At 70.8% G+C, this 21,994-nt stretch carries 16 protein-coding genes and 1 rRNA gene; 4 read left to right on the plus strand and 13 right to left on the minus strand.

The genetic code is table 11. The features are described 5' to 3' along the window. Window positions 1-78 (minus strand): 16S ribosomal RNA (locus ACFWU9_RS12920); the annotation flags it as partial. A 621-nt stretch (window positions 79-699) separates the two neighbouring features. Continuing rightward, window positions 700-1,707: a stage II sporulation protein M gene (locus ACFWU9_RS12925; protein WP_384317314.1), complete on the minus strand. Its 1,008-nt coding sequence runs from the start codon at window positions 1,705-1,707 to the stop codon at window positions 700-702. Between the two features lie 119 nt (window positions 1,708-1,826). Between ACFWU9_RS12925 and ACFWU9_RS12930 the strand changes: the two genes are divergently transcribed. From ACFWU9_RS12930 to ACFWU9_RS12940, 3 genes are all read left to right on the plus strand, one after another. Further along, on the plus strand, window positions 1,827-2,771 hold the full coding sequence (locus tag ACFWU9_RS12930; protein ID WP_384317317.1) for an RDD family protein: 945 nt from the start codon (window positions 1,827-1,829) through the stop codon (window positions 2,769-2,771). A 572-nt stretch (window positions 2,772-3,343) separates the two neighbouring features. Continuing rightward, a complete protein-coding gene (locus tag ACFWU9_RS12935; RefSeq protein WP_384317319.1) occupies window positions 3,344-3,781 on the plus strand; it encodes a VOC family protein in 438 nt (145 codons plus the stop codon). A 109-nt stretch (window positions 3,782-3,890) separates the two neighbouring features. Continuing rightward, the gene (locus ACFWU9_RS12940) at window positions 3,891-4,631 is read left to right on the plus strand and encodes an SDR family oxidoreductase (protein WP_384317321.1); all 741 of its coding nucleotides are present in this window, start codon (window positions 3,891-3,893) and stop codon (window positions 4,629-4,631) included. A gap of 35 nt (window positions 4,632-4,666) precedes the next feature. Here the strand turns inward: ACFWU9_RS12940 and ACFWU9_RS12945 are convergent, their stop codons facing one another. The 9 genes from ACFWU9_RS12945 to ACFWU9_RS12985 form a co-directional block, all read right to left on the minus strand. Then, window positions 4,667-5,281, minus strand: a complete 615-nt coding sequence (locus tag ACFWU9_RS12945) for a hypothetical protein (RefSeq protein ID WP_384317323.1) — start codon at window positions 5,279-5,281, stop codon at window positions 4,667-4,669. Between the two features lie 192 nt (window positions 5,282-5,473). Then, window positions 5,474-6,931 carry an adenosylhomocysteinase gene (ahcY, locus tag ACFWU9_RS12950; RefSeq protein ID WP_384317326.1) on the minus strand — a complete coding sequence of 486 codons (1,458 nt, stop codon included), beginning with the start codon at window positions 6,929-6,931 and terminating at the stop codon, window positions 5,474-5,476. A 369-nt stretch (window positions 6,932-7,300) separates the two neighbouring features. Further along, entirely contained in the window at window positions 7,301-8,344 is a 1,044-nt protein-coding gene (locus ACFWU9_RS12955; protein WP_384317328.1) for a cation diffusion facilitator family transporter, read from the minus strand. Between the two features lie 99 nt (window positions 8,345-8,443). Then, entirely contained in the window at window positions 8,444-9,613 is a 1,170-nt protein-coding gene (gene manA / locus ACFWU9_RS12960; RefSeq protein WP_384317331.1) for a mannose-6-phosphate isomerase, class I, read from the minus strand. A 70-nt stretch (window positions 9,614-9,683) separates the two neighbouring features. Next, on the minus strand, window positions 9,684-10,820 hold the full coding sequence (locus tag ACFWU9_RS12965; RefSeq protein ID WP_384317333.1) for an SIS domain-containing protein: 1,137 nt from the start codon (window positions 10,818-10,820) through the stop codon (window positions 9,684-9,686). A gap of 79 nt (window positions 10,821-10,899) precedes the next feature. Then, a complete protein-coding gene (locus ACFWU9_RS12970; RefSeq protein ID WP_384317336.1) occupies window positions 10,900-11,082 on the minus strand; it encodes a Trm112 family protein in 183 nt (60 codons plus the stop codon). A gap of 839 nt (window positions 11,083-11,921) precedes the next feature. Beyond that, window positions 11,922-13,280 (minus strand): phosphomannomutase/phosphoglucomutase, encoded by a 1,359-nt coding sequence (locus ACFWU9_RS12975; protein ID WP_384317339.1) that lies wholly within the window; start codon window positions 13,278-13,280, stop codon window positions 11,922-11,924. Between the two features lie 94 nt (window positions 13,281-13,374). After that, complete coding sequence (locus tag ACFWU9_RS12980; RefSeq protein ID WP_384317342.1) at window positions 13,375-14,991, minus strand: L-lactate permease; 1,617 nt, start codon at window positions 14,989-14,991, stop codon at window positions 13,375-13,377. Window positions 14,992-15,197: 206 nt separating this feature from the next. Next, window positions 15,198-15,629, minus strand: coding sequence for a DUF3499 domain-containing protein (locus tag ACFWU9_RS12985; protein ID WP_384317344.1), 432 nt, complete (start codon window positions 15,627-15,629; stop codon window positions 15,198-15,200). A 278-nt stretch (window positions 15,630-15,907) separates the two neighbouring features. On the opposite strand from ACFWU9_RS12985, the gene ACFWU9_RS12990 reads away from it, so the two are divergent. Then, on the plus strand, window positions 15,908-16,336 hold the full coding sequence (locus ACFWU9_RS12990; RefSeq protein ID WP_384317652.1) for a metallopeptidase family protein: 429 nt from the start codon (window positions 15,908-15,910) through the stop codon (window positions 16,334-16,336). A gap of 67 nt (window positions 16,337-16,403) precedes the next feature. Here the strand turns inward: ACFWU9_RS12990 and ACFWU9_RS12995 are convergent, their stop codons facing one another. Together ACFWU9_RS12995 and ACFWU9_RS13000 are read right to left on the minus strand one after the other, a co-directional pair. Beyond that, window positions 16,404-17,993, minus strand: a complete 1,590-nt coding sequence (locus ACFWU9_RS12995) for a DUF5719 family protein (RefSeq protein ID WP_384317346.1) — start codon at window positions 17,991-17,993, stop codon at window positions 16,404-16,406. After that, window positions 17,990-21,823 carry a glycosyltransferase gene (locus tag ACFWU9_RS13000; RefSeq protein WP_384317348.1) on the minus strand — a complete coding sequence of 1,278 codons (3,834 nt, stop codon included), beginning with the start codon at window positions 21,821-21,823 and terminating at the stop codon, window positions 17,990-17,992. The genes ACFWU9_RS12995 and ACFWU9_RS13000 overlap by 4 nt, the downstream gene beginning before the upstream one ends. Window positions 21,824-21,994 lie beyond the last annotated feature (171 nt).

Below are 21,994 nucleotides of genomic sequence, written 5' to 3' on the forward strand. Positions count from 1 at the left end.
AAGGCTTCATCGTTCGACTTGCATGTGTTAAGCACGCCGCCAGCGTTCGTCCTGAGCCAGGATCAAACTCTCCGTGAATGCTCAACCAAACCCCCCACAATGTAAGGGGTTGGTGACACCACGAGAGCGGAACAACCGGGCCGGAATAAGACCCGGTGTTCACAGCGTCCTCGCTGTGTTTCTATCAAAGGAACCCAAACCCAACCCACCATCAAGTGGACCAGGCCCGGGGTATCAACATATCTGGCGTTGACTTTTGGCACGCTGTTGAGTTCTCAAGGAACGGACGCTTCCTTCGGTCCCGTCTCCGGGCCCCTCCGGGCTTTCCCTTCGGTCTTGCTGTCCTGCGTTTCCGACTCTATCAGACTCTTTTTGCGTCTCACTTCTCATGGAGAAGGAGTCTCAATTAAGAGGTCCGATGGCCTTTGGATTGGCCTTTTGCCTTTCGGCGAGGCCGACATTATCAGAAACAACGGGGTCGAACTAAATCGGCCGCTGCGATTCGGAAGATGTGTCGGAGAGCTTCGCGGGAATTCGATTCCCGCTCGAAGCTGAGTAGAGATTAACCGTCGCTCCCGAGCCTGTCCAGCTCCGAGGCAACCCTTCAAATCTACCTCCCCACACAGACCATGTCAACGATCGGCACGGATCCCTGTGGAGTGAAGTGGAGACTAGCAGCTCAGGAACGGGCAACGCACATCAGGCTGCCGTGGGCAGCTGGGCGCTCTGGTCGGCGCTCTCCACGTCGCCCGTGTAGCCCGCGCGGGCCGCTCGGCCGCCGAGCACGTACACGTACGCAAGGAAGGCCAGCTCGGCCAGCACGCCGATGGCGATGCGTGCCCATGTCGGCAGGCCGGAGGGGGTCACGAAGCCCTCGATCACGCCCGACACGAAGAGGATCAGAGCCAGTCCGATCGCCATGCCCACCGCCGCGCGTCCTTGTTGGGCAAGTGCCGTGCGGCGTGTGTACGGGCCGGGGTCGATCAGGGTCCAGCCGAGTCGGAGGCCCGTGCCCGCCGCGACGAAGACAGCCGTCAGTTCGAGCAGGCCGTGGGGCAGGATCAGGCCGAGGAAGGTGTCCAGCCGGCCGGCGGACGACATCAGACCGATGCCGACGCCGAGGTTGAGCATGTTGAGGAAGAGGATCCAGATCACCGGGAAGCAGAGGAAGGCGCCGAGGACGAGGCACATGGCGGCGGCTTGGGCGTTGTTCGTCCATACCTGGGCCGCGAACGACGCTGCGGGGTGACTTGAGTAGTAGGTCTCGTACTCACCGCCGGGTCGGGTCATCTGTCGAAGGTCGTCGGGAGCCCCGATGGCCGACTGGACCTCGGGGTGCGCCGCTATCCACCAGCCGATGACCGAGGCGACGAGCACCGAGAGCAGGGCCGCGGGTATCCACCAGTGCCGGGAGCGGTACATGGCGGCGGGGAAACTGGCCGTAAGGAAGCGGGCGGCGTCACGCCAGCCCGCGCGGCGGGTGCCCGTGACCACCGAGCGAGCCCGCGCGACCAGTTGGGTCAGGCGCGCGATGAGCATGGGGTCAGGGGCGCTGGACTGGATCAGGGAGAGATGGGTCGCCGTGCGTTGGTAGAGAGCGACGAGTTCGTCCGCCTCGGTACCTGTGAGGTGTCGGCCTCGGCGCAGGAGAAATTCCAGACGGTCCCACTCGGGTCGGTGGGCCGTCACGAAGACGTCGAGATCCATGGTCGGCTGCTGCTCCAGGCACTGGGTGCGTACGGTCCGTACTACTGCGGCACGTTGCAGGCCAGCTTGGCAGACTGAGCTGTCCGGGGGCAGAGAAGGTCGGCGAAGGGTGAGCACCGGTGAATGAGCTTGTCACGGGCGACGCGGTCGTACTGGGGCTGCGCCCCGCGCGGCTGCCGAGCCGGGCATTGGCCGTGGTCATCGACCTGGCGGTGGTGTGGGCCGGGTACATCGTGGTGACGATCGTTCTCGCGATCGCGACGGATTCGCTGGACACGGCCGCCGTGGCGGCGCTGGCTGTCGCCAGCTTCCTACTGATACCGGTGGGTGTGCCGATCGCCGTGGAAACCCTCAGCCACGGGCGGTCGTTGGGGAAGCTGGCCTGTGGACTGCGGGTCGTGCGGGACGACGGTGGGCCCATCCGCTTCCGGCACGCGCTGGTGCGCGGGGCGATCGGTGTGGTGGAACTGCTCATGTCCTTCGGGGTCATCGCGTGCGTCGCCTCGCTCGTGTCGGCGCGTGGGCGTCGGGTCGGGGACCTGTTCGCCGGGACCCTGGTCGTACGGGAGCGTGTGCCGACCGATCGGGCTCCTTCCGTACCTCCTCCGCCTCCGTGGCTGGTCGGGCGCTTCTCCGAGCTGGATCTGTCGTCCGTGCCCGACGATCTCTGGCTGGCCGTACGGCAGTACCTGACGCGGATGACGCAGCTCGACCCCGGCGTCGGCTGGTCGATGGCGCAGCGGCTGGCCGGCGATATGGCTGCGCGTACGGGTGTGCCGCTTCCGCACGGCGTGCCCCCGGCGGCGTATCTCGCGGCCGTGGTCAATGAACGGCAGGCGCGGGACGCGCGGCGGGCGTTCGGCTCCCCCTCGGGGACGGCTGGCCGGTCCGCGCCCGGTTCGTCGACCGGCCGTGTCGAACTCGCGATGCCGCCCGTGCGGCGACCCGAGATCGCCGAGCCGCAGGTAGCGCGGCCCGCGGAGATGGTGCAGGAAGCCGCGGAGGCAGGGCGTGAGCCGGGAACCGCCGCTCCCCCGGCTTCCGGGTTCGCGCCACCCTCTTAAGAGGCACAGACAGGCGCAGCAGCTGTTTCCGATCCCCGGGCTTGTGGCGAACTGCTGGGGCGCCGGGTGCGCGGCATGGAGCTGCGTGATGGCCTGGAGACGCCCTGTCCAAGGACGCCGTCTCATTCTGACTATCAAGTCCGTTGGCGTCATGCCTACAAGCTGGCTCGCAGGCACCTCGTCAACACAGGTCCACCAATAGTGCCGGGGAGTGCCGGGGTAGCGCGGCATGAGGTGAACATGCAGGTGAGGGACCTGGTCTCCTACCACAGCCGCGTAGACGTGTTCGGCTTCCTCGTCTGTGAGATCAGCAAGCCCACCGCGTGCCGACGCGGTTCCACCAGTAGATATCCCCGGTTGACCGCTTCCGACTGTCCAGGAGCCCGCTCCTGCTCCCCCGGGGCCGCTCGGTAGCGCCGTCCCGCGCTTGCGTGGGGCGGTGGGGGCCGTTCTCATGGTGTGGGAACGGGTGCTCAATCCTCACGTGCCACCGACGGCTGGAGGCAGAGATGGGCAGCGTGGAAGCGGAATCCTCCGGGAGTCCCGGGACGCCTCCGGTGCAAGCCGGTGAGATGCGACTTGAAGTGGTGCTCCTGCCTGTCTCCGATGTCGACCGGGCCACGCGGTTCTACGGATCGCTCGGCTGGCGACTGGATGCCGACCTGACCGTCGAAGAGGGCAATCGGGTGGTGCAGTTCACCCCGCCGGGTTCCCTGTGCTCGATCGTCTTCGGCGAGGGCGTCACCTCGGCCCCGTCCGGTTCCGCGCAGGGCATGCAGCTCTCCGTGTACGACATCGACGCGGCCCGGTCGGATCTCGTCGCGCGCGGAGTGGACGTGAGCGAGGTGTTCCACGACGTCACGGGCGTCTTCCACCATGCCGGGACCCGGGGACGCGTGGACGGGCCGGCTCCCGAGCACGCGGACTACGGTTCCTTCGCGTCGTTCGGCGACCCGGACGGCAACGGCTGGTTGCTCCAGGAGATCAAGACCCGCCTGGCCGGCCGCTGATACCGAGAGGCCGATGCCTCACGGCGTACGACCGTTTGGACGGGAGGGGTCGAAAAGGCTGTCGACCCAAGCGGATTCCCAGCGGGGGAATGCAGAGGAGGACTCGGCAATGGCTATCCCAGCGAGCAAGCCCGAACTGCTCGGCCAGACCGTCGTTGTCATCGGCGGTAGCGCCGGAATCGGGCTGGAGACGGCCAGGCGTGCCCGGACCGCGGGTGCCGAGCTCATCCTTGTCGGCCGCGATCCCGGCCGGCTGGAGCGCGCGGCCGAAGAACTCGGCACGCCGCGCACGGAGGCGTTCGACGCAACCGATCCCGCGGCCTTGGCGACGTTCTTCGGGGAGCTTCCGACCCCGGTCGACCACGTGATGGTGACAGCCGGTGGCCCCGCCTACGGGCCGCTGCTCGACATGAGCGCGGCAGAGGTACGGGACGCGATCAGCGATCACGCGGTGCTGGAGGTGGAGGTCGGGCGCAACGCCGTCGGGCGGCTGAACCCGGGAGGCAGCCTGGTGTTCATGGGCGGCACCGGAGCACGGCGCGTCGGCCGGGGTCTGGGGGCTGCGTCCGCCGCCACCAACGCACTGCCTCCGTTCACCGCGGCCCTCGCGCTCGAACTCGCCCCCGTACGCGTCAACCTCATCGCCGCCGGCTTCGTCGACACCCCGCTCTCGGCTTCGTTGCTGGGCGACGAGATCGAGGAGCGCCGCGCCGAACTGCGCGCCACGCTGCCGATCGGCCGTGTCGTCGGACCCGCGGACGTCGCGGCGCTGGCTGTCCACCTCATGGTCAACACGGCGTTGACCGGCGGGACTTACGACATCGACGGCGGTCAGCAGTTCGTCTCCTGACGAACACCCCACGGACAACGGAGCCGACTCGGCTGTCAGGGCAGGGCCGACGGCGGGGTTTCCAGGTCTTCGAGCTCGATGCCCGGTGCCGCGAGGACCACGTCGCCGGCGATGTGGACGCTGTGCTGTTCACCGGTGTCCAAGGCGCTGACCTGGTACTCGTCCACGGTGAGCGGTCCATTGTCAGTGGCATGCGCTTCACTTCTCAGTAGCGCCCAGGACTGGTCGAGAGTCCGGGGCGCCAGCACCGGGTCCGTGAAGGCGACAAGACGGACTCGGGTCGCGGGGGAAGCGGGGACGAGGCGCAGAAGACGGGTGGTCGCGATCAGAAACGCGGGGGATGTGCCGGTGAAGGCGTGGGCGCGGACATTGCCTTCGGTGGCTTCGGTGCCGGAGGGGTCGGTGCGGACCCAGGTGACGCCGTCGAGTGCGGCGCCACGGACCTGCCAGCTCGCGGCGTGCAGTTCAAGACGGATGGGACGGCCGAGTTCGTCGAGGGTGAGGTCGACGGAACCGGCGTGGTCGCCGGTGGGAGCGGTGATCTGGGAGACGTAGCGCCAGCCGGACGGGCCGGGCGCGCAGTGGAAGTGTTCTTCACCCAGGGGGGTGTGGTCGTGCGGATCGTGGAGCGAGTAGCGGCCACGGGGCATGTGCGGAAGTCCTTCGGTGTCCTCCGGGGCCGTGGTGGCGTCGTGAGGGCGCGGGGCGGTGCGGCTCGCGTACGCGGGAACCACCGGGGACCGGTGGCCGGCTGGACCAGCGGGGGGAAAGCGGGGCAGGCCCCCAACACGGGGGTGTGGGGGCCTGCCCGTACCGCTGGTGTCAGCGGCGGTGTTTGTGGATCAGTAGCGGTAGTGGTCGGGCTTGTACGGGCCTTCGACCTTCACGCCGATGTACGCGGCCTGCTCGGGGCGGAGCGTCGTGAGCTTCACGCCGAGCGCGTCGAGGTGGAGGCGGGCGACCTTCTCGTCGAGGTGCTTGGGCAGCACGTAGACGTCGGTCGGGTACTCCTCCGGCTTGGTGAAGAGCTCGATCTGGGCCAGCGTCTGGTCCGCGAACGAGTTGGACATCACGAAGGAGGGGTGACCGGTCGCGTTGCCGAGGTTCAGCAGACGGCCCTCGGACAGGACGATCAGCGTCTTGCCGTCGGGGAACGTCCAGGTGTGGACCTGCGGCTTGACCTCGTCCTTGACGATGCCGGGGACCTGCGCGAGGCCGGCCATGTCGATCTCGTTGTCGAAGTGGCCGATGTTCCCGACGATCGCCTGGTGCTTCATCTTGGCCATGTCCGCGGCCATGATGATGTCCTTGTTGCCCGTCGTGGTGACGAAGATGTCGGCGATGCCGACGACGTCGTCCAGCGTCGAGACCTGGTAGCCGTCCATGGCCGCCTGGAGCGCGCAGATCGGGTCGATCTCGGTGATGATCACGCGGGCGCCCTGGCCGCGCAGGGACTCCGCGCAGCCCTTGCCCACGTCGCCGTAACCGAAAACAACGGCGACCTTGCCGCCGATCAGCACGTCGGTGGCGCGGTTGATGCCGTCGATCAGGGAGTGGCGGCAGCCGTACTTGTTGTCGAACTTCGACTTGGTCACGGCGTCGTTGACGTTGATCGCCGGGAAGAGGAGGGTGCCGTCACGGTGCATCTCGTAGAGACGGTGGACACCGGTCGTGGTCTCCTCCGTGACGCCGCGGATCTCGGACGCCAGGCGGGTCCACTTCTGCGGGTTCTCGGTGAGGGTGCGGTTGAGCAGACGGAGGATGTAGCCGTACTCCTCGCTGTCCGCCGTCGCCGGGTCCGGGGCCTCTCCGGCCTTCTCGAACTCGACACCCTTGTGGACGAGGAGGGTGGCGTCGCCGCCGTCGTCCAGGATCATGTTCGGGCCGCCGGTGGAGGAGTTGGGCCAGGTCAGGGCCTGCTCCGTGCACCACCAGTACTCTTCGAGCGTCTCGCCTTTCCAGGCGAAGACCGGGATGCCCTGCGGGCTGTCCGGGGTGCCCTTCGGACCGACGGCCACCGCGGCGGCGGCGTGGTCCTGGGTGGAGAAGATGTTGCAGGAGGCCCAGCGGACGTCGGCGCCGAGCGCGACCAGCGTCTCGATGAGGACGGCGGTCTGCACGGTCATGTGCAGGGAGCCGGTGATGCGGGCGCCGGCGAGGGGCTGCGCCTCGGCGTACTCCTCGCGGATCGACATCAGGCCGGGCATCTCGTGCTCGGCGAGGGTGATCTCCTTGCGGCCGAACTCGGCAAGCGAGAGGTCGGCGACCTTGAAGTCCTGTCGGTTGGCGACAGTGGTCATAGCGAGCTGCTCCTCGTAAAGGGGTCGAGGGTGGGTACGGCTGACTGTGCGGCGGCGGGCATACGAATGCCCGGACGTACGCAACGCAGTCCGTCGGAGGCCCTCTCTCCCTCGGCCGGTCCGCGCCGCAGACCGCCCGACCGCCATCAGCAGCGACGTCTGGCTCTGATGACGAATCTACACCGATCGGCCCAGCCGCCCCACAGCGCACCGGTGCCGGGCCCCCGTACAAGCCACGCCGTGAGTGGTCCCAGAACCCGGGCCTCACGGGCTTTTCGTCGTGCGTCGCGCGGTCGTAGGGGCGCCTCATCCGTAAGGAGGCCCCGGCGCGAGGTGCGCCGGGGCCTCCATACGGATGCGAGCGGGTGATCAGTGGTCCTTGTCCGCCTCGGCGGTCGCCCCGGGAGCAGCCTCGGGGGCCGGGGCGGGAACCGTCTCCGGCGCCGGTTCCGCGTCCGTGCCTCCCGGCGACTTGGCCGGGTTGGTGCCGGCCGCTGCCGCCGCCTCGCTGTAGATGTCCGGCTCCAGGTAGATCACACGGGCGATCGGGACCGCCTCGCGGATCCTCGACTCGGCCGCGTTGATCGCGTGTGCGACCTCGGCGGCGGTGTCGTCGTGCTCGACCGAGATCTTGGCCGCGACCAGCAGTTCCTCGGGGCCGAGGTGGAGCGTACGCATGTGGATGATGCCGGTGACGACTTCGCCGTCGACCATGGCGGCCTTGATCTTCTCCACGTCCTCCAGGCCGGCCGCCTCACCGAGCAGCAGGGACTTCGTCTCGGCCGCCAGGACAATGGCGATCACGATCAACAGGATGCCGATGCAGAGCGTGCCGATGCCGTCCCAGACACCGTCGCCCGTGGCGAGCGCCAGGCTCACACCCAGGAGAGCGAGGATCAGACCGACCAGCGCGCCGAGGTCCTCCAGCAGAACGACGGGGAGCTCGGGAGCCTTGGAGTGCCGGATGAATTCCTTCCATGAGCGCTTGCCGCGCGTCACATTGGATTCGACGATCGCAGTGCGGAACGAGAAGGTCTCGGCGATGATCGCGAACACCAGGACGCCGACCGGCCAGTACCAGGCCTCGATCTCGTGCGGGTGCTTGATCTTCTCGTAGCCCTCGTAGATGGCGAACATGCCGCCGACGGAGAAGAGCACGATGGAGACGAGGAACGCGTAGATGTAGCGCTCACGGCCGTAGCCGAACGGGTGCTCCGGGGTCGCCTCGCGCTTCGCCTTCTTGCCACCGAGGAGCAGGAGCCCCTGGTTGCCGGAGTCGGCGAGCGAGTGGACGCTCTCGGCGAGCATCGACGACGAACCACTGAAAAGGAACGCCACGAACTTGGCTACTGCGATCGCGAGGTTGGCGGCGAGCGCCGCCACGATCGCCTTGGTTCCGCCTGACGCGCTCATGGGTGCGGTGGTTCCCTTCCTCGGTCCCCGGCCCTGGCGCCGCGGTTACGGCGGGACATTGTTGCAGTCGCCGAAGTGGACCGTGCGGGAAGCGTTGATTCAGGCGATAACGGTGGCACGGAAGACCGTGCCCGTACCGGTCAGTTCGGTCTTTTCGCCTGCGGGGACGAAGACCGAACCGCCCGGCGCGAGGTCGAAGTCGTTGGCGCGCGGTGTGCCTTCGGTGCAGAGGAGGATCTGCGGGGTGTCGGCGGTGAGTTCGCGGGGCTCCGCGAGGGGCGCGAGGACGTAGCGGGACAACCGGAATTCATCGATCGGGGTGTCGTACAGCTCCTCGCCGGACGGTGACGCCTCGGGGCGGAGTACGCCGGGTTCGGTCGCCTCGAAGCGTACGACGCGGAGCAGTTCGGGCACGTCGACGTGTTTCGGGGTGAGGCCGCAGCGCAGGACATTGTCCGAGTTGGCCATGATCTCGACGCCCAGTCCGTTCAGATACGCGTGCGGGACGCCGGCGCCGAGGAAGAGGGCTTCGCCGGGCTGGAGTTGTACGTGGTTGAGCAGCATGGCCGCGATGACGCCCGGGTCGCCGGGGTAATGGTGGGCGATCGACGCGAATGGCGAGTACTCGCCGCCGAGGCGTGCCGCGGCTTCGGCGGAGGAATGAACTGTGTGGGACATCTCGTCGGGGTCGGCGGTGAGCACGGCGGTGAGGACCTCGCGCAGCGCACCTTCCTCGGGGTGTGCGTGCAGGAGGTCGACGTACGGCTTGAGGGAGTCGACGTCCAGCCCGGCGAGGAAGTCGGCGGTCTCGACCGGGGCTCGGAAGCCGCAGAGGCCGTCGAAGGGGGTGAGGGCGCAGATCAGTTCGGGCTTGTGGTTGGCGTCCTTGTAGTTGCGGTGCGGCGCGTCGATGGGGACGCCCTGGCGCTCCTCCGCGGCGAAGCCCTCCCTCGCCTGCGCGAGATTGGGATGGACCTGGAGGGAGAGAGGGGCACCCGCAGCAAGGAGTTTGAGGAGGAAGGGGAGACGTGGACCGAATTTCTTGACGGTGGGGGCGCCGAGTTCCGCCTCGGGGGCGGCTGCGATGAGTTCGGAGAGCGGATGTTCAAGGGGGGTGGTGGTGCGGTTGATACGGGACGGGGCCCCCGGGTGGGCGCCCATCCACATCTCGGCCTGGGGCTCGCCGGTGGGGGCGGTGCCGAGCAGCTCCGGGATGGCGGTCGTGGAGCCCCAGGCATAGGGGCGCACAGTGTTGGAGAGGCGGTCCATGGGGTGCTTCCTAGTCGCGTGACGGTGGCGTGCGTTCAGCGTGAGGGTGGGGAGGGGCAGCCGGTCGGGGTCATTCGTGGTTGCCGGAGGCCAGGGCCAGATAGACGGCTGTGAAGTCGGTGATGGCGACGAGTTCCGCGAGGGCTTCGAGTTCGCTGCCCTCCCGCGGCTCCAGTTCGCTGATGGGCGTCTCGTGGCTGATGGCGAGTTCACGGGCGGCCGGCGCGGCGGTGAGTCCGCCGATGGGGCGGTCCCGGAGCAGCACGACGCGGGCCCGCAACGCCTGGGGCTCCTCGACGCGGTCGCGGAAGAAGTCGTCGGGGTCGGCGGCGCCGCCAGCGAAGTCGCCGCCCAGGAGGAGGCCGTGTGCGGGCAGGGCACCCGGAAGCTCGGCCGCGAGCGCGGGGCGGCCGGACAGCTCGGCGAGTACGGCGGCGAAACGACGCCCGGCGGGGGCGGCTGTCGTGCCTTCTGTCCAGATCAGCGGAAGGCTTTCGGCCAGTTCGGCGGCGAGGGTCTTGGCCGGGTTGCTGTACGTCGCGATGGCCGGGCCGCAGCGCTCCGCCGTGCTGTCGAGGCGGTCCGCGACGAGGTGAAGTGCGTCGGCGGAGGCGGTGAGCAGTCCGACGCGGTCGAGAAGTGAGAGAAGGGGGGTGAACAGCGCCCAGAGGGCACCGGGGCTGGCGGCCTGGGTCTCCTCGTACTGCTCCTGCGGTGTCGGCGCCATGGGTACGGCGAGACCACGGGAGCCGCCGACGGACTCGCTGAGCGGGGACTGGCGCGGGGCGACGGCGACGACGGTGCAGCCGCGACGGTAAGCCTGCTCGGCGAGGAGGGCCAGACCGGGTTCGCCGCCGTCGGTCGTGGCGATCAGGAGGAGGTCGACGGAGCCGGCCCAGCCGGGGAGCGCCCAGCGCAGGGCGCCTGCGGCGGGAGCGACGCCCGTGGGGCGCAGCAGTGTGACGGGGGCGGCCGCTCCGGCGAGCGCGCCGAGCAGGTCGGCGACGCCGAGTGCGGCGGTGCCGGAGCCCGCGAACAGTACGGCGCGGGGGCGGCCCTCCGGGTTGAGCTGCCCGATGCCTGCCTCGGCGGCGTGCCGGACGGCGGTACGGACGCGTGCCCCGGCCTCTGCGGCGCCGAGCAGGAGCCCACGGTGGTCGGCGCGGGCCAACGCGTCCGGCGCGTCGAGCAAGGACTCGTCGAGCATGGCGGGTAGGTCTCCGATCGCCGGGCGCCGTGGGTGGCGCGTGAGCACGGGCGTTGGCGGGGGCGTTGAGGCCGGCGCCCTAGGCGGGGCGGCGGGCCTCGTCGACCAGGAGGACGGGGATCTCGTCGCGGACCGGGTAGGCCAGACCGCACTCCTTGCTGGTGCAGATCAGCTCGGGGGTCTCGTCCGCGGTGTGGTCGCTGAGCGGCGCGTGGCAGGCCGGGCAGGCGAGGATCTCCAGGAGGCCGGCTTCGAGCGGCATGTGGTGGGTGTCCCTTCGAACGAGCTGAGGTGCGCGGAGTGATGCGGGGTGGTGCGGATCGAGCCACGTCAGCCTACCGCCGGAGGGTGACGTGGGGCTCGCTCCGGGCGGTGGGGCCGACGCCGAGGCCCGGGGGGTGCGGGGACGGGCAAGGCAGCGGGCCCTCTGCCCGGACCCGCGCCCCCGGGAACCGGAGCAAGCGCAGGGACCCCGGGCCTTCGCCTTCCGGCGCCGGGGTGCCGGGGCCGCCCCGGCGCCCCGACGCCCCGACGCCCCGACGCCGGGAGCTTGGCCACCGGCCGCTCCAGCGCCCCGGGAGTCTGGGTTCCCGGCTCCTCCGGTCACCCCGCAACCGGAGCGTGCGCAGGTCCTATCCGGGACCAACGCCCCCGGGAGCCCTGGCGCTCCGGCATTCCCGGGAGTCGGGCGGATGCAAGTCGAGCCCCGGAGCGCGGGCACCCGCCCTCTCCGGGCACCCCGCAACCCGAGCGTGCGCAGGTCCCGCCCGAGGCCGACGCGCTCCGGGAGCCCTGGCGCTCCGGCGTACCCGGGAGCCGGCCCCGCCCTCTCCCGGGTACCCCGCAACCGGAGCGTGCGCAAGGCCCGCGCCCTCCGGGCGCCTGGCCGCTCCGGCGCGCCCGTAGCCCGGGCGCGCTGAAGATCCCGCTCCCCCGGTCCCGCTCCCCCGGACCCCGGCTGCCTTGTCCGTCGAGGACCTGTCCCCCGGCTGCCGGTGGCCCTCGGCACGCCAAGTGGGCGCAGCGACCCGCCAACCGGTTGCCCCCCCCAGCACGCCAACAGTGCGCCTCGTCCTGGCCGGACGACCGGGCCGCCCGGGCTCAGGCTCGGATCAGGGCCAGTGCCTCGTCTCTGATCTTGGACATCGTGGGTTCGTCGCGGGCCTCCACGTTGAGGCGCAGCAGTGGTTCGGTGTTGGAGGCGCGGAGGTTGAACCACCAGTCGGGGGTGGTCACCGTCAGGCCGTCCAGGTCGTCGAGCGTGACGCCCTCGCGGTCGGCGAAGGCTTCTCGTACGGCCGCCAGGCGGGCCGTCTGGTCGTCCACCGTGGAGTTGATCTCGCCCGAGCCGGAGTACCGGTCGTAGGAGGCGACGAGTGCGGACAGCGGGCCGGGTTGTCCGCCGAGTGCGGCCAAGACGTGGAGGGCGGCGAGCATGCCCGTGTCGGCGTTCCAGAACTCGCGGAAGTAGTAGTGCGCCGAGTGTTCGCCGCCGAAGATCGCGCCGGTGCGGGCCATCTCCTGCTTGATGAAGGAGTGGCCGACGCGCGTACGGACCGGGATACCGCCCCGCTCCCTGACGACCTCGGGGACCGACGAGGAGGTGATCAGGTTGTGGATCACCGTGCCACCGGGGTGTTTGGCGAGTTCACGCTCCGCGACCAGGGCCGTGATCGCCGACGGGGACACGCCCCTCCCCAGCTCGTCGACGACGAAGCAGCGGTCCGCGTCGCCGTCGAACGCCAGGCCCAGGTCCGCCTTTTCGGACAGCACACGGGCCTGGAGGTCCACGATGTTCGCCGGGTCGAGCGGGTTGGCCTCGTGGTTGGGGAACGTGCCGTCCAGCTCGAAGTACATCGGGACCAGCTCGACGGGCAGCCCCGCGAGGACCGTGGGGACGGTGTGACCCCCCATGCCGTTCCCCGCGTCGACCACGACCTTCAGCGGGCGGAGCGCCGAGAGGTCGACCAGGGACAGCAGATGGGCCGCGTACTCGTTCAACGTGTCACTCTGCGTGAGCGTTCCCGGCTTGGCCGCCGGTTCCGGGGGCCCCTCCACAAGCCACGTCTCGACCAGCTCGCGGATCTCCACCAGGCCGGTGTCCTGGCCGACCGGGGCGGCGCCCGCGCGGCACATCTTGATGCCGTTGTACCGCGCCGGGTTGTGCGACGCGGTGAACATCGCGCCCGGGAGGTCGAGCGCCCCGCTCGCGTAGTACAGCTGGTCGGTCGAGCAGAGCCCGATCAGCGTGGCGTCCGCCCCGCGCCGGACGGCGCCCTTGGCGAAACTCGCCGACAGATGGGGCGAGGAGGGCCGCATGTCGTGACCGACGACGATCGCCGTGGCGCCGGTGACCTCCACGAACGCCGCCCCGAACAGCTCGACGAGCCGGTCGTCGAGCTGGTCCGGGTACACGCCACGTACGTCGTACGCCTTCACGATCTGGGCCAAGTCGGCCACGGCCACCCCTCCTGAGGTCTCTGCGGACAGTCAGCACAAACTACCCGCACCGCCGAGGGACCCGGAGGGCGCGACCCCGCGCCGGTCATGGCACCTACGGCAGCATCCACTCCAGTACGAAGGTGCTCTGTCCGACCACGATCAGGCACATCACCAACAGCAGCCCGAGGCTCCACGGCAGGACCTTCCTGAGGAGGTCCCCTTCCTTGCCGGCGAGACCGACCGCGGCGCACGCGATGGTCAAGTTCTGCGGGGAGATCATCTTGCCGAGCACGCCGCCGGAGCTGTTCGCCGCCGCCAGCAGCTCGGGCGAGAGCCCGGATTCGCGCGCGGCCGTCACCTGGAGGGCGCCGAAGAGCGCGTTGGCCGAGGTGTCGGAGCCCGTGACGGCGACACCGAACCACCCGAGCACCGGCGAGAGGAACGCCAGCCCCGCGCCCGCCGCGGCCACGAAGTGACCGATGGTGGCGGCCTGTCCGGAGAGGTTCATGACGTACGCGAGGGCCAGCACCGAGACGACGGTGAGGATCGCGTACCGCAGCTCGTGCACGGTGGCCGCCCATTCCTTGAGCGCGTCCTTGGCCTTGAGCCCGATCACCCCGGCCGTCAGAAGGCCCGCGATCAGGACGAGCGTGCCGCCGGTCGAAATGAGCGGCAGCGAGAAGACGTTGGCCCCGACGGGCTTCCCCTCGGAGTCGGCGACGTCGAGGAAGGGCCAGTCGAAGGACTGCGTCGCCTCCGCCAGCAGGTCCTTGACCGGCGGGATCTGCGCGAGGGAGAAGATCACCACGATCAGTCCGTACGGGGCGTAGGCGCGGACGACCTCGCGGCGGTCGTCCTGGACGTCCAGGTCCTCGCTGCGCGCGCCCGTCAGTACGGAGGTCCGCACGGCCTCGTCGGCCGGCTTGCGCGCGCCCGGCACGGCGAGCAGCGCGGCGGCGCCCACCAGCGCGGCCCCGATGTCGGCGAGTTGGGCGGAGACGTAGTTGGAGGCCACGAACTGCGCGACGCCGAAGGCGAGTCCGCACGCCAGGGCGGGCGCCCAGGTCTCGCGGAGCCCCCGCCGGCCGTCCACGAGCCAGACGAGCACCAGGGGGACGACAACGGCGAGCAGCGGCGTCTGGCGGCCGACGACGGAGGCGACGGAGTCCAGCGGCAGTCCGGTCACCTGGGCCAGGGTCACCACGGGCGTGCCCATCGCGCCGAAGGCCACGGGCGCGGTGTTGGCCACGAGGGCGACGACCGCCGCCTTGACGGGGTCGAAGCCGATCGCCACGAGCATCACCGCGGAAATGGCGACCGGAGCGCCGAAGCCGGCGAGCGCTTCGAGGAGGGCGCCGAAGCAGAAGGCGACGACGAGGGCCTGGATGCGCGGATCGTCGGAGAATCGCCCGAACGAGCGGCGCAGGATGTCGAAGTGCTGGGTGCGGACCGTCATCCGGTACACCCAGAGCGCGTTGACGACGATCCACATGATCGGGAAGAGGCCGAAGACGACGCCCTGCGCGCCGGCGGAGAGGGTCTGGCCGATCGGCATCCCGAAGGCGAGCCAGCCGACCAGGGCGGCGACGGCCAGACCGATCAGTCCGGCGCGATGAGCCTTCATACGGACGGCGCCGAGCAGCACCAGCACGGTGACCAGGGGAAGCGCGGCGACCAGGGCGGACAGGCCGAGTGAATCGGCGACGGGTTCCAGTTGCTGTTCGAACACGACAGGGCCTCCGAATTCCGCGATGCGGAAAGTGATCTCTCACGGCTGGAGGAATGATCGTGTCCACGACAAACGAGGTCAATGGCCCGTGCAGGATCCGTCACGGAAACTCACGGGGAGGGTCCGGCGCGACCGCGAGCCCCGCCCGTACGAGGGTCAGGACCGGGCCCGGACTCCGCGGACGGGTCCGCGACGGGGATCAGACGTCAGGAATCGGGGGAACGCAGCACGCGTAGATGTCCGCGACGCCCGCCCTCCGCCTGATCCGTCCCACGCGGTCCGTTCCCGCCCGGTCCACCGGGCCCGCCGGGGCGCTCCGGCGGGCGCGCCGCCTCACGTACCGCGTTCGCCAGGGCTTCGAGATCGTCGCCGCTGGGCCGGGTCGGCGCGGACGGGTCCGTGAGCCGGACGACCTCCCAGCCGCGGGGCGCGGTGAGTCTCTCACTGTGTTCCGCGCACAGGTCGTAGCAGTGGGGCTCGGCATACGTGGCGAGCGGACCGAGGACCGCGGTCGAATCGGCATAGACGTACGTCAGTGTCGCGACAGCGGAACGGCCGCACGCGGTGCGCGAACAGCGACGTACAGGGCTCACGATGTTGGACGGTACCGCACTCTTGAGCGGGCCGCGACGACTCACCCTTACCTCACCCCACCGTGTCGTGATGCGGCGTTCACCCCTTCCGGCACTCGCGCAACTACCCTGACCTGCACGGGAAGAGGAGTGACCGATCAATCACCGTCAGTGATCCAGTCATTACTTGGGGCAAATCCCGCCAATGAAGGCGAGTTCCACGATCCGGCGGACGTAGCGAAACGAGCCCAAGCTTGGCCGGAATGCTCAATTTGCGACATGACGTCCGGTGGGCCCGTCAGGCACCGTCGCGGCGTCCCCCGGAGAGCTACCCTGCGTCAGTGATGGACAGTCCCGTACCGCAGCAGCCGGCCGAGCCGAGACCGCGTCGCCGAGACCGCCACGGCCGCGGAATGCGAGGCCCCGTGGCGCCGCCGCAGGTCCCGCTCTCGGCGAGCCGCTCGGACTCGTTCCGTGATCTGGTACGCGACTCGGTGGAACGGCTGGAGCGGCGCTGGCCCCAGCTGGCGGAGATCGACTTCCTGGTGCTCGACGTGCCCGGGGCGGACGACGAGTCCGTACCGCTCGGCCGGTCCGTCCCCGAGGCGAAGGACCGGCCCGCGCGCATCGTCGTCTACCGGCGGCCCGTCGAGATCCGTACGAAGAACCGCGAGGAGCGCGCCATGCTCGTCCACGAGGTCGTGGTCGAGCAGGTCGCCGAACTGCTCGGGCTCGCACCGGAATCCGTCGATCCGCGGTACGGCCAGGACTGAGCGCGCCCCGAGGACGCGGGCCGGGAGGACGCGGGCCGGCGGGACTCCGCGTCCCGCCTGTGCCGCGTCACTTCAGTACGGAGAGGTCTTCCCTCGTCGTCGGCACGGACACCATGCCCCGGTCGTCCGGCATCGTCTGCACCGTGAACAGCGGTACGCCGTCCGTCGTCTCCGCCAGCGTGCGCGCGGCGTAGACCGGACCGCCCGACTCGGGTTCGACGGTCAGCGCGTACGAGCCCTTGAGCCCTGCCGGCACCGGCGGGGTCACGGCCAGCGTCGTACCGCCCTTGACCGTGTACGTCTTGACGACCTGCTCACCGCCCCCGCTGCCCGCCGAGGCCGTGACCTTCACCTTCCCCGCCGCGCCCGGCGCGGTGAGCGACAGCGTCGAGCCCTTGGCGCGGTTGTCGGCGACCGTCGCGCGCTCCGTCACGGCCCCTGTCGCGGGGATGAAGGCGACCTCCTGGTCGGTGCCCTTGCCGCGTACGACGCGCAGCGCGGCGACCACCGGGGTCTCGCCCGCGCCCTCCGCGGGTCCGATCCGCACGGAGCCGGCCTCGCCCTTGGTGACGTCCCCGAGGTCGAGCGAGGCCGTCATGCCCGACTTCACGTTGAGCGTCTCGCTCGCGCTGGCCGGGACGATCGTGCCGCTCTTGCCCGCCAGTTGCACCTTCAGCTCGGCGTCGTCCTCACCGGGCGCGAACACCACCAGTCGTACGGAGGTGGCGTCCGCGGGGACTCCGGGGAGCACGGCGGTGGGCGCGGCGTCGGCGGAGGCGGCCAGCCAGTCGCCGCCCACCTTCTCCTCGACGGCGTTCACCACGGCGCCCACGCGGCCGGTGCGGGTGCTGACATGGACGGTGACGTTCGGCTCGGCCTCCGCGGTGAGCGTGGAGAGCAGGACGGGGACGCTGGAGCGTGCCGGGACCGGAATGCCTTCTCCGGTACTGGACTTGAGCGTGCCCTCCTTGCCGTACAGCGCGATGTCGGCGACGGCCGGCGTGTCGTCCGGGTTGGTGAGGTGGACGTAGTCCTGGCGCGTCTTGTCCGTGGAGGCGCCGGGGAACCAGAAGTCGGTGTCGGGCGGGGTGCAGCTCATGCCGAGCAGTGCGCGCGATTCGGCGCCGGTGACCGTGGTGGTCTGCTGGGTGGTCCAGCCGGGCGCGAGAGCGCCTGTGGCGGACCCGACGAGGGCGGGGGCGTCGGCGGCGTTCTTCGTCGCCGAGACGGGCTTGCCTGCCGCCTTGAGCGCGAGGAACGGCTTGACCTTCGCGTCCGCCCCGTCCGTCGCGGGCTTCTCGTCGCCCTTGGCCGGGTCGTCCTTCTTCTCGTCGTCCGTCGTCTCCTCGTCCGGCTTCTTCTCGTCCTCGGCGGGGGCCGTGTCGTCCAAGGGCGCGGCGGGCGGGGCCAGTTCGGCCGCACCGTCCGTGCCTCCGCCCGCCGTGCCTGCCGGGGTGAAGGACGTGTACACCGTCTCGGCCAGCTCCGACGTGCTGGGCGCGGGGCAGAGCAGACTGCTGCGCTCCACGGGAAGCCGCGCGGGCGCCTTCGCCGTCGCGATCGTGTCGTCCCCGTCGGGCGCGGTGACGGCGGCGAAACCGGTGACCGCGGCGAGTGCGGTGGCGGCCGCGAGGAGAGAGAGAGTCGTGCGGTTCACTGGTTGCTGCTCCCGTCGGGACGCTGCTCGTTCTCGTTGCCGTCGGTGTACGGCTGTTGGGTGCCGGTGTAGGGCTGGGACCCTTCCTCGTACGGCTGTTGGACGACGTATCCGTACTGGTCGTACTGGACCGGTGCCTGCTGCTGGTACTGGTCGGCCGGGTACTGCGGGTACACCTGGTATCCGTCGGCGTCGTACTGGGGAGCGCCGTCGTACTGCGCGGCGCCCTCGTACTGAGGAGCGGCTCCGGCGTCGTACTGCTGCGCGCCCTGGTAGGCGGCGCCCTCGTACTGCTGCTGGTCGCCCTGGCCCTGGTACTGCTGTTCGTTCGTGTACGAGCCGTAGTCCGCGCCCTGGTAGGACGTCTGGCCGTCCCACTCTCCGTACGACTGCTGGTGCGGTACGGCCGCGGCGGTGACGTACGGGTCCTCCGCGGGCATCGGCGGTGCGACCCCGCCGACCCCGCCGACCCCGTCGCCCTCGCCGACACCGGCGCTGGCCGCCTCGGTGGCTTCCCCGGGCCCGGCCGCGCCTTCCGCGTTCTCCGGCCCGCCCTCGCCCTCGGCCTCCGCCTGCGCCGCCGCCCGCAGCCTGCGCGCCCGCCGTCCCTCGCCCGACACGGGCTCCGCGGGCACGTCGGCGCCCTCCTCGGGCAGGTCGTCGTCGATCTCCTTGCGCCGCCCCGGCAGGGCGAGCACGAGCAGGACGACGGCGAGCGCGCCCTGCGCCCAGACCCACGCGGTGTGGGTGAACGTGTCCTCGTACGTGAGGTCGAGCCGGCCGCCCTCGGCGGGGAGCTGGAATCCCTGCGCCCAGCCGTCGACGGTCGTCTTCTCCAGGACGCGGCCGTCGAGCGTGGCCTGCCAGCCCTCGGCGGCCCGGTCGGCGATCCGCAGGACCCGCCCGGCCTTGCCGGCCGGGATGTCGGTGTGGGCCTCGACCGTGGACGATCCGACGGGCAGTGGCTCGGCGTCGTTCTCGCCCTCGACGATCGTGGCCCGGGAGATCTGCCGGTCGACGCGCCACAGCGCGCTGCCGTCGAGCTGGCTGAGCCGGCTGAGGCCGGGGGTGGCGTCGAGCACACGGGACATCTGCGCGGGGGCGCCGTCCCGTACGAGGACGTAGCGGATCGCGAAGCCGCTGAGCTGGTCGGTCTGGTCGGCGCCCGAGCCCGCGACGAGGCGTCCGACGACCTTGTCGAGCCCGGGGTCGCTGCCGCCGGACTCGGTCAGTTCGGCGTCACCGATCCGGCCGCCCGAGCCGCGTACCAGGGAGTACGAGACCTCGGCGGGTGACGTGCCGCCGAGGATCAGGGTGCGCGGCTGGTCGCGGGTGATGCTCTCCTCTGCGACGAAGGCCGGCACCTGCACGGGGTCGCGACGCTCCAGCGGGCCCGAGGCACCGCTGATCATCCAGCCGCCCGCCGCGAGCAGCGGGGCGGCCCCGGCCGCGAGCGCGATGACCGCGGCGACGGGCTGGCGCCAGCCGAAGCTCTGGCTGGCGACGCGTTCCTTGGCGCCCTCGGCGCCGATGACGGACGCCGCGATGAGCGCGAGGCCGTAGACGAGGGTGGCGGGTCCCGCCCAGCCGGAGTTGTTGGCGAGGACGGCGAAGACCAGGGCCACGAGGGCGGCCACCCAGGCCGCCCGTACGGCGAACTGCCGTTCGCCCCGCAGCAGTGCGGCCAGTGCCGCCAGCACGACGCCGATCAGCAGGAGCCCGCCGGCGGCCTTCGGGCCACCGGGGCTCAGGCCGAGCAGATCGAGGGCGGTGGCCTGTCCCGTACCGAATTCCAGTCCCGCCTCGCGGAGGAGGTCGGACGGTGACGTCAGCAGCGACAGCGACCAGGGGGCCAGGACCAGCAGCGGGGTGCCGACGACGGCCAGCAGGCGCAGCCCGTACGCGACGAGGTCGTCACGCCGCAGGACGAGGACCACGACGCCCAGGACGAGCGCCATGGGCCAGACGACGGGCGTGAAGGCCATCGCGAAGGTGAGCAGGAAGGTGTACGCCCAGGTGGCGCGCCAGCTGCCGCGCGCGGCGCTCTCGCCGGCGCGGAAGCCGTACGCCGCGACGGCGGCCCGCGCGATCAGCGGCAGCACGATGGCCAGCACGGCGGTGCCGAGGCGCCCGGTGGCGAGCGCGCCGGTGGCGGCGGGCAGGAAGGCGTACGCGATGCTCGCCCAGGCCCGCAGGAGTTTCGACTCGATCAGCGGACGGGAGGCGAAGTACGCGGTGACTCCGGCCAGCGGTACGGAGCAGACGAGCAGCAGGGTCAGCGCGAAGCCGGTCGATCCGAGGAAGAGCGCGGACAGGGCGGCGAGAAGCGCGAGGTACGGAGGCGCGGTCTGGGTGCCGCCCGTGCCGACGGGGTGCCAGCCGTCGGCGTAACGGGACCACAGGTCCCCCACGTCGGGGGGCGCGGGGAGCAGCGCGCCGCCCGCGAGCGCGCCGCCGCCGAGCAGTGCCCGGCAGGCGACGAGGGAGACGAGGAGCAGTACGGCGAAGAGGACGGGGCCCGGCCGGCGCGCGAGGCGCTTCAGCCGCGCGAACTGCTCGACCTCCAGAAAGTCCGCGTCGTCCCCGCCGGGGCCCGACTCCACCGCGCCGTGGCGTGAGCCACCGGCCTCGGTCTCAGAGCCGCCACCGAGGCTTCCAGCTACTTGCTCGGCCGTTGCCCGGACGGTGGCGCCGGGTGGCGGGAAAAGCGCGCGGAGTTCGCTCGGCTCGACGACGCCTTTGCCTCGTCGTTTTCGCGCGCCGATGATTCTGCCGGGCCGCAGGAGCGTGCCGAACAGGCCCATGACCTCGTCGACGGCCTGTCCCGGCGCCTTGCCCACCAGGTAGGCGACGGTGCGCAGGAGTGTGCCGACGACGAGCCGCAGCAGTACGTAGGGGAGGATCCCGCTGCGCGAGTTGACGAGCATGGTGTAGACGGCGCCGGCCTTGTCGACCCGGTGCGGGTTGACGACGGAGCGGCCCGCGCAGTCGACGGTGCGGCGCTCGCGCGCGGCGGCCTCGGCGTGTCTGAGGACGGCGTCGGGCGCGACGAGGACCCGGTGGCCGGCGGCGTGCGCGCGCCAGCACAGGTCGACGTCGTCGCGCATCAGGGGGAGTCTGCGGTCGAAGCCGCCGAGCTCCTCCCACACGTCACGGCGGATGAGCATGCCCGCGCTGGAGACGGAGAGCACGGTGCGGACCTGGTCGTGCTGGCCCTGGTCCTGTTCACGCCGGTCGAGGCCGGTCCAGCGGCGTCCGCTGTTGGCGATGGAGACGCCGACCTCCAGAAGCTGCTTGCGGTCGTACCAGCCGCGCAGCTTGGGGCCGACGATCGCGGCGTGCGAGTCGTTGTCCACGACACGCAGCAGCTCGGCGAGGGCGTCGGGGTCGGGCGCGCAGTCGTCGTGGAGCAGCCACAGCCACTGCACGGGCTCGCCGTGCGGCAGTTCGGGCATGTCGTACGCGTCGTCCTGCCAGGTTCTGGTGACCGGGTCCCAGCCGCTCGGCCGTTTCAGATAGGGCAGATCGTCGGGCGTGAGCACGCCGGCGGTGCGGACCGCCTCCTCGACGGCCGTACCGAAGCTGGTGCGGCGGGCGAGGTGGACGACACGGTCCGGGCCGAGCGATTCGGTGAGCAGCGTGGCCGATTCGTCGGCGCTGCCGGTGTCGGCGGCGATGACGTTCTGTACGGGGCGTTCCTGGCCGATCAGCCCGGTGAGGGCGTCGGGGAGCCAGCGGGCACCGTCGTGGGAGACGAGCACTGCGGTCACGACGTGCCGCGGGTACTCCGGTGCGGTGGCGGGAACGAACGCGGCTGTGGTGGCGGACATCGAGGTAGGGGCCCTCCGGCCGGGGGGTCGCCCCGACGGGGCGTTGGGGCGTCTCGGACGGGGCCCCACACTAACGGTACGAACAGGCGCCGGGTCGCCGAGCGCCTGGACAAACCGGACCATGCGGGAGGGAGCGCCGGGTCCGGCGGCCTCCGGCGGTCACGACAACGG

It is taken from the genome of Streptomyces sp. NPDC058653 (assembly GCF_042716895.1).
Classification (GTDB): domain Bacteria; phylum Actinomycetota; class Actinomycetes; order Streptomycetales; family Streptomycetaceae; genus Streptomyces.